Source organism: Curtobacterium sp. TC1 (genome assembly GCF_019844075.1).
GTDB lineage: Bacteria > Actinomycetota > Actinomycetes > Actinomycetales > Microbacteriaceae > Curtobacterium.
On the sequence record NZ_CP081964.1, the window covers coordinates 408994 to 422042 of the forward strand.

A 13049-nucleotide genomic window follows, 5' to 3' on the forward strand; every position below is an offset into this window, starting at 1 on the left:
GTCAGGGAGCCGGTGCCGGTCCGTCCGTCGGCTCGGCATCGTCGGCGACGGGCAGGTCCTCGTCGACGAGCTCGTCCTCGCCGGGTTCGGACACCTCGGCCGCAGCGGCCTTGGCCTCGTCGATGGACTCCTGCGAGCGGCGGAGGAGATCGTCGTCGTGTGCTGTCTGGTCGCTCATGCTCCAGCAGGCTACGCGGGCGTGCCTGTGTCGGCGTCACGGCGTCCGGCCGGGCGGCGGGATCCCGGCTGGGTCGCGCCGTGCGGGCCGGGGTGCGGCGGCTCGAAGTCGACCGCCGAGGTCGGCGCCGGCGACGAGGGCATCGCGGGCGCGGCCGGTGCGCCGTACGCGTCGGCCGCGTCGAGCACGGCGCGGGTCGCCGCTGCGGCAGTCCGGAGTGCGTCCCCGATGGGCATCGCCCGGTGGCCGGGCGTCCGGACCTCGACGCCCCACGGCTCGTCGAAGCCGAGCTCCCGCACCGTCCGCACGAGCCCCGGCAGGTCCCACGCGCCCGCTCCAGGCAGGTACCGTGCCTCGCGGGCCTCCTCGGACAGGGTCATGCCGGACGGCGTGTGCAGGAGCCCGTCGCTCAGTTCGACCGCCGCGAGCGTCGTGGGCGCGACACCCTGCCGGATCGACGCCAACGTGGATCCACCGCGCAGGGCGTGCATCGCGTCGAGCAGCAGCCCACCGTTCGGGTGGCCGGCCGCTGCGACGAAACGTGCAGCCCGTTCGATCGTCGGCAGGTTCGACCACGGCTCGGGTTCGAGGACGAGTTGCGCACCGACGGTGGCGGCCTGGTCGGCGAGCACCGTCCAGTCGTCGGCCATCGTGATGGGTGAGGCTCCGGGCAACGACGTGTCGGCCCGAGCGATCACCTGCCAGGCACGGAGCGCCGCCGCCGCCTCGAGGACCACCCCGCGGTCGGCGTCGTCGTCGTCCGTCCGGCTCGTGCACGTCCACCAGCGGTCGAGCGGCCCCAGCTGGACCCACACGATGCCCGCGCCGTCGAGCACGCGGCGGAGTTCGGCGAAGCCCGTCGTCGCGCGCACCTCGTGCAGGTCGTCGAGGGACAACGAGAGTCCCGCGAACCCTGCGGCACCGACCGCGTGGACGCGCTCACGGATGGTCTCGTCGCCCGCCCACGTCCACGACGTCGCCAGCAGATCGTGTTCCATCACGGCCGTACCTCCGTCATCCCGGAGCAGCTGCAGACGCCCGTCGCGATGGTCCTGCCCCGTGTGTGCGACGCCGCGATCCCCACCTGGCGTCGCACCAGGGATACCCGTCGCGGCTGCGAGCCCTCCCAGCGGCCCGTCACACCACGGAAACGCCGGTCAGACGATGCGGGTGCGGACCGTGCCGACGCCGGCGATGGTGCCGACGACCTGCTGCCCGGGCTCCAGGACCCCGACCCCCTCGGGCGTCCCCGTCATGAGCAGGTCTCCGGGAGCGAGCGCCACGGACCGGGACAGCGCCGCGATGGTCTCCGCGACGGACCAGATCTGGTCGGCCAGGTCACCGACCTGTCGTCGTTCGCCGTCGACGACGAGCTCGATGCTGCCCGCGCCGGGGTCGATGCCCTGCGCCGGGGCGATCGCGCCGATCGGTGCCGAGGCGTCGAACCCCTTCGCCGTGTCCCACGGACGACCGAGGCGCTTCGCCTCGGCCTGGAGGTCGCGTCGGGTGAGGTCGATGCCGACCGCGTACCCCCAGACGTGGGCGAGGGCATCGGCCGCGGCGATGTCCGCGCCGCCGGTGCCGATCGCGACGACCAGTTCGACCTCGTGCTCGAGCTGCGCCGTCTGCGGCGGGTACGGGGTGTCCGCGTCGTCGACGACGACGGCGTCCGCCGGTTTGGTGAAGAAGAACGGCGGCTCGCGGTCCGGGTCGTGTCCCATCTCGCGTGCGTGCGCCGCGTAGTTCCGTCCGACGCAGAAGACGCGTCGGACGGGGAAGCGTGCGCCCGTGGTCGTGGGGACGGTCGGGAGGCTCGGGGCCGGGATCACGAGGTCGGTCACGGTCTCAGCGTGGCAGGTTCGCAGGGCATCGGTTCAGCTGAGCCTGACGCCACAGGACCGGCCACGCGGCGGGCGCGACCGGTCCTGTGGACGGTGATCCGGGCCTCCCGGCCTGTGCAGGAAGGATCAGGCGGACGGGCCCTGCGGCCACCCCGAGAACTCCCACCCGTCGACGGACTCGTGGTCCTCGCCCTTGTCGTACGCGTAGGTGCGCGCTGCGTCCCGCGCTGCGGACAGCGTCGCGAGCAGATCGGCGTGCGCGTCGGCGTCCACCCGGGTCAGGGCGTCGTGCGCCAGCGCGAAGCGGTCCATCTCGTTCCGCATGAGCATGTCGAACGGCGACGTCGTCGTGCCCCGCTCCAGGAACCCGTGCACGTGCAGGTCGTCGTGGCCGTTGCGGCGGTAGGTCAGCTGGTGCACGAGCGACGGGTACCCGTGGAACGCGAACACCGTCGGGGTCCCGGGCAGGAAGAGCTCGTCGTACTGCTCGTCGGGGATCGGGTGCTCGTGCTTCCGCGGGTCGCCGAGGGCGAGCAGGTCGACGACGTTGACGACCCGGACGCCGACCTCGGGCGCGTGCTTCCGGATGATGTCCGCGGCGGCGACGGCCTCGACGGTGGGGACGTCGCCGGCGCAGGCGAGGACCACGTCGACGCGGCCGACTGCCTGCTCGGTGCCGGCCCAGTCCCAGACCCCGAGGCCCGCGTCCACGTGGGCGACGGCGTCCTCGAGCGACAGGAACACGGGCTCGGGGTGCTTCCCGGCGACGATCACCTCGATGCGGTCGGTCGTCTCGAAGGCGTGCGCCGCGACGGCGAGCAGGGTGTTGGCGTCCGCCGGCAGCTTGATCCGGACCAGGTCCTGCTGCTTCGACGCGACGACGTCGAGGAACCCGGGGTCCTGGTGGGAGAACCCGTTGTGGTCCTGCCGCCAGACGTGCGACGACAGCAGGATCGACAGGTTCGACACGGGTGCACGCCAGTCGATGTCGGTCGCGGACTCGAGCCACTTGGCGTACTGCCCGACCATCGAGTCGATGATGTGGGCGAACGCCTCGTAGGTGTTCAGGAGCCCGTGCCGGCCGGAGAGGACGTAGCCCTCGAGCATGCCCTCCAACAGGTGCTCGGACAGGACCTCGGTCACGCGTCCGCGAGCCCCGAGGTGTTCGTCGCCGACCGCGCGCTGCGCCCGCCACACCCGGGAGGTGACGTCGAAGACCGCGTCGAGCTTGTTCGAGATCGTCTCGTCGGGGCCGAAGAGCCGGAACGTCGACGCGTTCTGCGTGATCAGCGCGGCGAGCCACGGTCCGAGCGTGCCGGTGGCCGAGGCGGTCGAACCGGCCGGTACCCCGTACCCGTCGAGCGCCGGACGGTCGAGGGCCGTCCGGATGCGCCCGCCGTTGGCATGGGGCGTCGCGCTCATCCGCTCGTCGCCGGTGGGACGGATCGTCGTCATGATCCCAAGGGGGTTCCCGTCCTCGTCGAAGAGCTCCTCGGGTCGGTAGGACCGCATCCACTCCTCGAGCTGGGCCCGGTGGCCGTCGTCCTCGCGGACGTTCGACAACGGCACCTGGTGTGCGCGGAACGTCCCCTCCACCTGCTGACCGTCGACTTCCTTCGGCCCGGTCCACCCCTTCGGGGTGCGGAGGATGATCATCGGCCAGCGCGCGCGCAGGTCGGCGGCACCCGCGGGCTGCCCCGCCGCCGCGCGTGCTGCCTGGGCTCGAGCTGCTGCCTGGATGTCGTCGATGGCGGCGAGTGCGCGGTGGAGCGCACCGTCGAACAGGGCGTGCACGGCGTAGGGGTCGTCGTCGACCCGCCGCGAGTCGACCACGATCGGGTCGTAGCCGAGGCCGCGGAAGTAGGCGGTCAGGTCCTCGCCGGGGATGCGAGCCAGGACGGTCGGGTTCGCGATCTTCCACCCGTTGAGGTTGAGGATCGGCAGCACGGCACCGTCCGACACCGGATCGAGGAAGGTGTGCGCCTGCCACGACCCCGCGAGCGGACCGGTCTCCGCCTCACCGTCACCGACGACGCACGCGACCACCAGGTCGGGGTTGTCGAGGGCGGCCCCGTACGCGTGCGCGAGGGAGTAGCCGAGCTCGCCGCCCTCGTTGATCGACCCGGGCGTCTCCGGTGCCGCGTGCGACGGGATCCCGCCGGGGAACGAGAACTGCCGGAAGAAGCGCTGCAGGTCGTCGTCGGCGTACAGCTCGCCCCAGGTGCCGTCGAGCCAGGCGTTCGCGTTCATCGCCGGCCCGCCGTGTCCCGGGCCGCAGATGTACAGGAACTCGCGCCCGGTCTCCGCGATCAGGGCGTTGCAGTGCGCGTACACGAGGTTGAGGGCGGGGGAGGTGCCCCAGTGTCCGAGGAGCCGGGGCTTGATGTCGCCGGGCTCGATCGGCCGTGCGAGCAGCGGGTTGTCCAGCAGGTAGATCTGCCCGACCGTCAGGTAGTTGGCGGCTCGCCACCAGGCGTCGACCGCCCGGAGTCGGTCGGTCGTGGAGATGTGCGCAGGGGCCATGTCCCCACGCTACGAAACCCCGGCCCCGGAAACCTCAGGAAAGACGTCCCAAACCGATCGCGAGGGTGCGCCGAATGAGTTGCACAGGGCAAAAGCCCAGGGCGCTCTCCGGTCAGACATGGCCGGCACGCAGCTTCCACACAGCAAAGGAATCGATCACCATGCGCAAGAGCCTGAAGACCTCCATCACCCTCGCCACGACCGGCGCCCTCGTCCTCGGCGGTGCCGCGTTCGGCATCTCCTCCGCCCAGGCCGCCACCCCCTCGATCCACACCGTGTCGTCGTCCGAGTCGAAGATCCCCGCACCGGTCGCACCGGTCGCATCGGTCCCCGAGGTCCTGGGCGGCTCCACCGCCGTGAAGCTCGACTCCGGCTTCACCGACGCCCTCACTGCCCTGAAGCTCACCCCCGGCGTCTCGGGAGATGCGACCCTGGCTGACGGGTCGGTGTCGTTCCCGATCACCGCCGGATCGGTCACGTACTGGTCGCCGGACGGCAACTACCGCCCCTACGTGCAGGGCATGCTCAACCACGACGACTCCGGCCTCACGCTGAAGGCCGGCGACACCACCGTCACGCTCGAGAACTTCGTCGTGAACCCGGGCTCCTCCAAGCTCTACGGTGACGTCCTGGTCAACGGCAAGGTCGCCGCGTCCAACGCGTACCTGTTCGAGCTCTGGGGCGGTTCCCTCAAGCCCCTCCAGCTCGAGGGCGACAACGCCATCCTCACCGGCACCACCGTCCACGTCTCCGAAGACGCAGCCGGCCTGCTGAACAAGACCTTCGGCACCGACGCCGTCAAGCGCGGCCTCCTCGTCGGCACCGCCACCATCACCGCACAGATCAAGTAACACCCCGCACCACCACGCGAAGGGCCGCCCCGGACACCCGAGACGGCCCTTCGTGACGTTCAACGACGGCGGCGCCACCACCGGCGAGGTCGGTCGTCGGACCCGGCCGCCAGTGCCGCCGCAGCCGCTGCGGCTGCGGCGAGACGGGCCTCCCGTCGCTCCCGCCACGCGGTCACCTCGTCGTCGACGTCCCGCAGCGGCGTCACGACCGGCGGCCCACCGAGCAGCTGGCGCCGGGCTTCCTTCACCCGGGCGTTGAAGTCCACGAGGACATCGCGCACGTCGACCTCCGTGGACAGCGCGTCGAGGGCATCGTCGAGTTCCGCGTCCTCGGTGCGGAGGGCGAGTGCGGGCGGAGCGATGCCGCGGATGTCCTCGCGTTCGATCTTGGAGCGGATCCACCAGTCCGGGTCGTGCTGCCCGTCGTTCCCGGGCAGCGGCTTGCCGTGGTACGGATTGCCCTCGAAGACACCTCGGCGCTCGGCCTCCTCGATCTGTGCCCGCGCGTGCGCTGCGACGTCGGCGGCCTTCAGCAGCCGGCGTTCCTCGCGCACCTCGTCCGGATCGAGCGAACCCCGCTCGATCTCGCTGTCGACCAGCTGCTGGTAGCGGTACCGAGCGGCCCTCCTGAGCCGGTCCATCCGCGCATCGACGTCGTTCATGACCCCTCCATGATCACGCCGAGTGGTCGTCCTCGCCAGTCAGCTCCTCGATCGTCAGCGCTGCCTGGATGAGCGCCAGGTGGGACAGCCCCTGCGGGATGTTGCCCATGAACGCCCCGTCCTCGCTGATCATCTCGCTGAACAGCCCGACGTCGTTCGCCTGGCCGACCATGTCGTCCATCAGCGTCCGCGCGTCGTCGATCCGGCCGGTGCAGGCCATCGCGGCCGCGAGCCAGAACGAGCACGCGACGAACGGCGATTCCTCGTCCTCGATGCCGGAGTAGCGGTACACCAGCGGACCACGCTGCAGGCGCTCCTCGATCGCCCGGATGGTCGAGGCCATGCGCGGGCCGCGGTCGAAAGCGCTCATCGCGTGCAGCAGGATCGACGTGTCGAGCGCGTCCGAGCCCGGGTACATCACGTAGTGGCCGCGTTCCTCGTCCCACCCGTTCTCGGCGACCCACTGCTCGATGAGTTCGCGGTTCTCGATCCACTTCTCGCGGGGGCCGTCGATCATGCCGGCGTCGTGGAGTTCCACGGCGGCGTCGAGTGCCTGCCAGCAGCCGATCTTGCTCGTGACGTAGTGCTGGGTGTCCTCGAGCTCCCACATGCCGGAGTCCGGTTCCTCCCACCGGTGACAGGCGTCGTCGGCGAGCTGCTGCAGGACCGCGGCGGTCTTCCGGTCGAGGACGTTGCCGGCGGCCACGTACTGGCGCAGGATCTCGAACACGTCGCCCCAGACCCCGAGCTGCAGCTGGTCGCCGGCCCGGTTGCCCACCGTGACCGGACCGATGCCGTTCCACCCGGGGACGTCGCGCTCCTCGACGTCGTCGCTCTTCGTGCCGTCGAGCTCGTAGAAGATCGGCATGTCCTCGTCGTGCTCGGCGATCGTGCGCATCACCCACGACACCGCCGCGTGGGTCTCCTCGCGCAGACCGAACCGGGTCAGGGCGTGCACGGTGTACGACAGGTCGCGCACCCAGGCGAAGCGGTAGTCCCAGTTCTTGCCGCCCGTCTGGTCTTCGGGCAGGCTCGTGGTCGGTGCCGCCGCGATCGCTCCGGTCGGCGAGAAGATGAGCAGCTTCAGGGCGAGGGCGCTCCGCTGCACCGCTTCGGCCCAGGGGCCGTCGTAGGAGAACTCCTCGGACCAGGTCGCCCAGTTGGCGATCGTCCGGTCCATCGCGGCGAGCGCGCTCTCCGGCCGCGGCATGAAGATCGGCTCGTCGTGCGTCCCGACGATGGTCAGGATGTGCTTCGAGCCCTCGTCAGCGGTGAACCGGCCGGAGAAGCGCGGGCCGTCGTCGTGCGCCGGGTGGAACCCCTGCTCGACGATGGCGATCGTGATGCCGTCGATGCCGATGACGGCGCCGTTCGCGGTGTCGAGGCGCTTCGGCTCGGTGGTGCCCAGCAGGGTGCCCGGCACCACCGCCCACTCGAACTCCACGGAGCCGCTGACTCCCTGGACACAGCGCGCGACCTCGGCCCACGGCAGGCGGCCGGCGACGCCGGTGACCATCGCGTCCGTCACGGTGGCCTGCCCGGACGAGGTCGTCCACGTGGTGACGAGGACGTTGGTCCCCGGCAGGTACTCGCGGGAGACCTCGGCCGACCGGTCCACCGGGCGGAGCGCCACGTGGCCGCCGTGCTCGGCGTCGAGGATGCTCGCGAACACGGGCGGTGAGTCCATCGAGGGGATGGGCAGCCAGTCGATCTGCCCGTCGCGGGCGATGAGCGCGACGGTCCGGCCGTCCCCGATCGCTCCGTAGGTGCGCAGCGGGGCGTACCCGTCGGTGCGTGCGTGGGTGTCGACCGCGTCGAGAGTGTCTTCGGTGCGCTCCGTCATGCACCCAGCCTGCCCGTGCCCGAGGCGCGACCATCAGGCGGACGTACCCCGCCGGGGACGCCGTGGCGACGGAACCGGCGGGGCACGTCGGCAGGCCGACCGTCAGCGCCCGGTCGTCGCCCCGACGAACTCGACGAGGCGGTCCAGCAGCATCCGCCGGAGCGGCACGGACGACCACCCGTGGTCCGCGCCGTCGACGGCGGTGAAGGTCGCACCGGGGAGCTGGTCGCCGTACCGCCGGCCGTAGTCGATCGGCACGATCTGGTCCGCGGTCCCGTGCAGGACCTGGGCGGGTCCCGTGTAGCGCTCGATCGAGGCGTACACGTCGAGTCCGGCCGTCACCTCGTCGATGAACGCGGTACCCAGCGGCATGCCGCCGAAGTCGAACCAGCCCTGCTGCCGGGCGGGTGCCAGCGGCTGTCCCTGGATCGCGTCGTGCTCGGCGATGTCGTCCACGACGACCCCGGCCGGGGACCACAGGGTCAGGGTCGCGACGAGTTCGGGCACCCGTGCGGCGGCGAGGGCCGACTCGACGGCGCCCAGACTGTGCGCCACGACGTGCACCGGCCGGTCCGCGTCCGTCGCGAGCGCGCGGATCATCGCGACGACCTGGTCGACCTCGTCGCCGATGGTGATGTCGGTGAAGTCACCGTCGCTGGTGCCGTGACCGAGGCGACTGTAGGACCGGGCGGGGATGCCACGCTCCGCCAGCGCGCGGGCGGTCTGCACGAAGAGCTGCTGGCCGCCGGTGTCCGTGCTCCCGAAGCCGTGGACGAGCAGCGCGGCGGGGCCCGTCGCCCTGGGCGCGTCGATGCCACGAGCAGCCGGCACGGCGCTCCCGAGCTGCCAACCGCGGAGTGTCCGTCCGCGGTGGTCGAGCGTGACCGGGAGGAACGCGGTCATCAGTTCGTCCGGTCTGCGAAGCCGGCGGGGAGGTCGCCGGGGGCGGTGTCGACGACGGATTCGTCGTCCTCGCCGACGTGCTCGAAGAGGGTGATGTGGGCGAACTCGGGCACCACGTAGATCGGGTAGGTGGGCCCCTGGTCCCGGTACTCGCGCATGCGGTCGAGGTGGTCGTTCTGGAACAGCACCGTCTTGCTGCCGTCCTCTTCGACCCAGCGAGGGAAGAAGATCGTGCCGTGCAGGACACGCTCGCCGGGGACGACCGTGACGACGACGCTGGTGCCGGTCGGCTCGTTCCAGGACACCTTGTAGACGCCCGCAGTGAGCGCGACGAGGTCCACCTGCTGGTCCTTCACCCAGCGACCGCCGACCATGCCGGAGTGGATCCGGTAGTCGATGGTCGTCGCGTTCTTGACGTACATCTCGTACTGCCAGCCGTTCGCGTACGTGTAGACGAAGCGGTGGCCGACGATGCCGGAGAGGTCCTGCTCGGGGACGGGGTGCTCGACGTTGGTGGTGATGTGCATGCTGTTGAGTTTGCTACCGAACTACGTTTGTTGCAAGCGCACATTCCATGACTACCCTGGGAACGTGGACGAGCGACCGGACGAACCCGACCTCCGCCGGGTGGCCCGACGACTGAGCGCGGAGATCGGCCCGTTCCGTCGGACGCTGCTCACCACCGCGCGACACTCCGTCGCCCTGCCCGACATCCCGGACGCGCAGATCGAGGTGCTCCGGCGGCTCGACGAGGACGGGTGGTCGAGTCCCACCGCGCTCGGCCGCACGCTCGGCCTGGCCCGGTCGACGGTGAGCAACCTCGTCGCCGCGATGGAGGGAGACGGGCTGGTCGAACGTCGGCTCGCACGCGGTGACGGCCGGAGCACCGAGGTCGGGCTGACCGACCTCGCTGCACGGCGACTCGCCGACTACGACGCATCCGCCGAGCGGGTGCTCGTCGATGCGTTGACGGCGCTCTCCGATGGTGACCAGCGGGTGCTCGCCGACGCGATGCCCGCACTCGGACGACTGCGTGCCCGACTCGACGCGCGCGCCACCGACTGACCGGTCCGCCCCGCGGTCTCCTGTGACCGTTGCCTCACGGAATCTGCATCCCGGGCGTGTCGCGCTTGTGCAGCCCGGGCGTGTCGAACTACTGTCGACCCCTGCCCGCCAGCGCGATCGCTGACGGGCACGACCGCCCGCCCCGGGCACACCGGAAGGACCGCGCATGCGCGCCGTGCAGCACAACGAGGAACGCGTCGAGCTCCAGCTCGCCGCGGCCGCCGTGCTGCTCGAGCAGCAGCGGTCCCTCCGCTATCCCGCGTAGGCACGCGACGTCCCACGACGCCTGCGTGCCCACCCGGCCCGGGGCGTTCGTCATCACCGCTTCCTCCCGTCCGTCCGCCACGTCCGGCGACGACCAGGAGGCCAAGCGTGCGACCGTCTCGGACCGTCACCTCGACCGTCACGAAAGCGAGACGACACCATGGAGAAGATCAACGACCGGTTGCTCAGCTGGGCCTCGATGCTCGAGGACAACACCGAGCAGCAGGCCCGCACGACCGCACGCATGCCGTTCGTGTTCCCGCACCTGGCCCTGATGCCGGACGCCCACCTCGGCCTCGGGGCCACCGTCGGGTCCGTCATCCCGACGCTCGGCGCGGTCATGCCGGCTGCCGTCGGCGTGGACATCGGCTGCGGCATGATCGCGGTCCGGACCCAGTTCACCGCCGCCGACCTGCCCGCCGACCTGCAGGGCCTGCGCGAGCAGATCGAGCGCGCGATCCCGCTGTCGGCGGGTGCGTCGAACCGGAAGATCGTCGCGACCGCCGCGCCGCGGATCGCCGAGCTCGAGGCCATGGCCGAGACCGCCGGGTTCGACCCCACGCAGGTGCACGGTGGCTGGCGGAACCAGCTCGGCACGCTCGGCTCCGGGAACCACTTCATCGAGGTCTCCCTCGACGAGGAGGACCGGGTCTGGCTCTTCCTGCACTCCGGATCGCGGGGCGTCGGGAACAAGATCGCGCAGCGGCACATCACGGTCGCCAAGCGGCTGATGGAGCGCTGGTGGATCCAGCTGGCGGACCCCGACCTGGCCTACCTGGTCGAGGGCACGCCGGAGTTCGACCGGTACATCGCCGAGCTGCGGTGGGCCCAGCACTTCGCGCTGCTCAACCGTGAGGAGATGATGGACCGTGTCGTGCGGCAGCTGTCCGAGGTCGTCGGCACCCCCGTCGACGAGCAGGAGCGGATCAACTGCCACCACAACTTCACGCAGCGTGAGACGCACTGGGGCAAGTCCGTGTGGGTCTCGCGCAAGGGCGCGATCCAGGCGACGGCCGGCCAGGCCGGGCTGATCCCCGGGTCGATGGGCACCGCGTCGTACGTGGTCGAGGGGCTCGGCAACAAGCCCTCGCTCGAGTCGTCCCCGCACGGTGCCGGCCGACTGTTCTCGCGGAGCGCGGCCCGGCGGACCTTCACCCACGAGCAGCTGCGCGAGGCGATGGTCGGCATCGAGTACCGCGACACCGACGCGTTCCTCGACGAGATCCCCGGGGCGTACAAGCCGATCGACCAGGTCATGGCGGACGCGTCGGAGCTCGTGTCGATCCGGCACACGCTGCGCCAGGTCGTCAACGTGAAGGGGGACTGACGTGACGGTCGCGACCCTGCCCGACGTCCTGCGCGCCGTCGAGTCCGCGTGGGTGGCGCGGCCCGAGCACGACGTCTCGTGGCCGGCCCCGCATCCGGACCGTGCTCCGCTCGACGAGGAGTACTCGCGCGTCACCGACCCCGAGCGGTACCTCGTGGTCGGTGCGCGCGTGGAGGTGTGGGTCGAAGTCCTCGTCGACCTCGGCCTGGCCGAGCGGACCACGCGGCCCGACGGCGTCCTCCAGCTCGTCCCGGTCGCCGACGGCGCGCTGGTGCTCGACGTCGACGTGCGGTCGATGGACGGGCTCCCGGGCACCGCCGTCGACCTGTCCGTCGGTGACCCGGCTGCCGTGGTCGGATCGCAGCCGAACTGCGGGTGCGATGCGTGCGACGACGGCTCCGAGACCCTGCTCGAGGCGGTCGACGAGATGTTCGTCGGCATCCTCGGTGGTGGCTTCGTCCTCATCGACTCGAAGCACTCGCAGATCGTCGCGACGGCGAACGGCTGGAGTGCCACGGGCAACCCCGGGGACGTCGCTGCGGCGGTCGCCGCAGCGCGACGCGGCGAGCGCCGTCGGGGGCGGCGCACCCTGGTCGGCGCGGCCTGGTGGGTGCGCTGACGACGGTGCAGACGGGAGGCGCGGACCGGACCCGCCCCGCGCCTCCCGTTCGGTGCCGGGCAGCGCCACAGCCCGGCGCGGCCCGGACAGACCGGCCCGCGTCGGGCACGCTTGACCGGATGAGCGACACGGCAGAGCAGGCAGCACGGCAGACCGGACGACAGGTCCGACGAGCGGCGGACAGCCGCTGGTTCGAGCTGACCGCTCGCGCTGGCTTCGTCGGCAGCGGCATCGTCCACCTGCTGATCGGGTACCTCGCGATCCTGCTCGGCGTCGGCAACGCGTCCTCCGGCGGTGAGACCGACCAGTCCGGAGCACTGCAGCAGATCGCCGCCGTGCCCGGTGGGGTGTTCCTGCTCTGGCTGATCGCGATCGGTACGGCCGCACTCACCGTGCGTCTCGTCGTCGAGGCGATCGTCGGCGGCCGTTCGGACTCCACCCGGGGCTGGCTCGCCCGGCTCAAGGACGTCGCGAAGGCCGTGGTCTACGGGATCATCGCGTACTCGTCGGCCTCGTACGCCCTCGGCGCCGGGTCGAGTTCCAGCAGCTCGTCGCAGAGCGCCGCGGCGAAGACCCTCGCGACGCCCGGTGGGGTGTTCGTGCTGCTCCTCGCCGGCGCGATCGCGGTCGCGGTCGGCATCGGGCTCGTCGTGATCGGCTGCCGCCGGTCGTTCCGCAAGCAGATCACGCGACCGTCGGGCCAGCTCGACCGTGTCGTCACCGTGCTCGGGGTGGTCGGGTACGTCGGCAAGGGCATCGCCGTGGTCATCGTCGGTGTGCTCATCGGCGTGGCCGGACTGCAGAGCGACCCCGATCAGGCGACGGGCCTCGACGCAGCGTTCGACGCGGTGCGCTCGATGCCCGGCGGCGTGTTCGTCCTGGTCGCGATCGGCATCGGGTTCCTCGCCTTCGGCGTCTACAGCTTCTTCCGCGCGCGGTACGCCCGCCTCTGACGTGCCGGGCGAGCTCGGTC

General features: G+C 71.4%; 13 protein-coding genes. 5 read left to right on the forward strand and 8 right to left on the reverse strand.

Going from position 1 to position 13049, the window contains the following annotated elements:
* Position 1 precedes the first annotated feature (1 nt).
* From KZI27_RS03120 to KZI27_RS03135, 4 genes are all read right to left on the reverse strand, one after another.
* Complete coding sequence (locus KZI27_RS03120; protein ID WP_185021246.1) at positions 2 to 178, reverse strand: hypothetical protein; 177 nt, start codon at positions 176 to 178, stop codon at positions 2 to 4.
* Positions 179 to 189: 11 nt separating this feature from the next.
* On the reverse strand, positions 190 to 1176 hold the full coding sequence (locus KZI27_RS03125) for a sugar phosphate isomerase/epimerase family protein (protein ID WP_222659279.1): 987 nt from the start codon (positions 1174 to 1176) through the stop codon (positions 190 to 192).
* Positions 1177 to 1335: 159 nt separating this feature from the next.
* Positions 1336 to 2019 (reverse strand): fumarylacetoacetate hydrolase family protein, encoded by a 684-nt coding sequence (locus KZI27_RS03130; protein ID WP_222659280.1) that lies wholly within the window; start codon positions 2017 to 2019, stop codon positions 1336 to 1338.
* Positions 2020 to 2145: 126 nt separating this feature from the next.
* Complete coding sequence (locus tag KZI27_RS03135) at positions 2146 to 4542, reverse strand: phosphoketolase (protein ID WP_222659281.1); 2397 nt, start codon at positions 4540 to 4542, stop codon at positions 2146 to 2148.
* Between the two features lie 161 nt (positions 4543 to 4703).
* Here KZI27_RS03135 and KZI27_RS03140 point away from each other — a divergent pair, with 161 nt between their 5' ends.
* A complete protein-coding gene (locus tag KZI27_RS03140; protein ID WP_222659282.1) occupies positions 4704 to 5393 on the forward strand; it encodes a hypothetical protein in 690 nt (229 codons plus the stop codon).
* A 59-nt stretch (positions 5394 to 5452) separates the two neighbouring features.
* On the opposite strand, the gene KZI27_RS03145 is transcribed toward KZI27_RS03140, so the two are convergent.
* The 4 genes from KZI27_RS03145 to KZI27_RS03160 all read right to left on the reverse strand — a co-directional run bounded on the left by KZI27_RS03145 (position 5453) and on the right by KZI27_RS03160 (position 9328).
* Complete coding sequence (locus KZI27_RS03145; RefSeq protein WP_222659283.1) at positions 5453 to 6055, reverse strand: DUF1992 domain-containing protein; 603 nt, start codon at positions 6053 to 6055, stop codon at positions 5453 to 5455.
* A gap of 13 nt (positions 6056 to 6068) precedes the next feature.
* A complete protein-coding gene (locus KZI27_RS03150) occupies positions 6069 to 7898 on the reverse strand; it encodes a glycoside hydrolase family 15 protein (protein ID WP_222659284.1) in 1830 nt (609 codons plus the stop codon).
* A gap of 102 nt (positions 7899 to 8000) precedes the next feature.
* On the reverse strand, positions 8001 to 8801 hold the full coding sequence (locus KZI27_RS03155; RefSeq protein ID WP_222659285.1) for an alpha/beta hydrolase: 801 nt from the start codon (positions 8799 to 8801) through the stop codon (positions 8001 to 8003).
* Positions 8801 to 9328, reverse strand: coding sequence for a phenolic acid decarboxylase (locus KZI27_RS03160; protein WP_261784047.1), 528 nt, complete (start codon positions 9326 to 9328; stop codon positions 8801 to 8803). Before KZI27_RS03160 ends, KZI27_RS03155 begins: the two co-directional genes overlap by 1 nt.
* Before the next feature lie 64 nt (positions 9329 to 9392).
* On the opposite strand from KZI27_RS03160, the gene KZI27_RS03165 reads away from it, so the two are divergent.
* The 4 genes from KZI27_RS03165 to KZI27_RS03180 all read left to right on the forward strand — a co-directional run bounded on the left by KZI27_RS03165 (position 9393) and on the right by KZI27_RS03180 (position 13029).
* A complete protein-coding gene (locus KZI27_RS03165; RefSeq protein WP_261784048.1) occupies positions 9393 to 9866 on the forward strand; it encodes a MarR family winged helix-turn-helix transcriptional regulator in 474 nt (157 codons plus the stop codon).
* A 424-nt stretch (positions 9867 to 10290) separates the two neighbouring features.
* Positions 10291 to 11457, forward strand: a complete 1167-nt coding sequence (locus KZI27_RS03170; protein ID WP_222659287.1) for an RtcB family protein — start codon at positions 10291 to 10293, stop codon at positions 11455 to 11457.
* A gap of 1 nt (position 11458) precedes the next feature.
* Positions 11459 to 12076: a DUF6226 family protein gene (locus tag KZI27_RS03175; protein ID WP_222659288.1), complete on the forward strand. Its 618-nt coding sequence runs from the start codon at positions 11459 to 11461 to the stop codon at positions 12074 to 12076.
* A 119-nt stretch (positions 12077 to 12195) separates the two neighbouring features.
* Positions 12196 to 13029 carry a DUF1206 domain-containing protein gene (locus tag KZI27_RS03180; RefSeq protein WP_222659289.1) on the forward strand — a complete coding sequence of 278 codons (834 nt, stop codon included), beginning with the start codon at positions 12196 to 12198 and terminating at the stop codon, positions 13027 to 13029.
* Positions 13030 to 13049 lie beyond the last annotated feature (20 nt).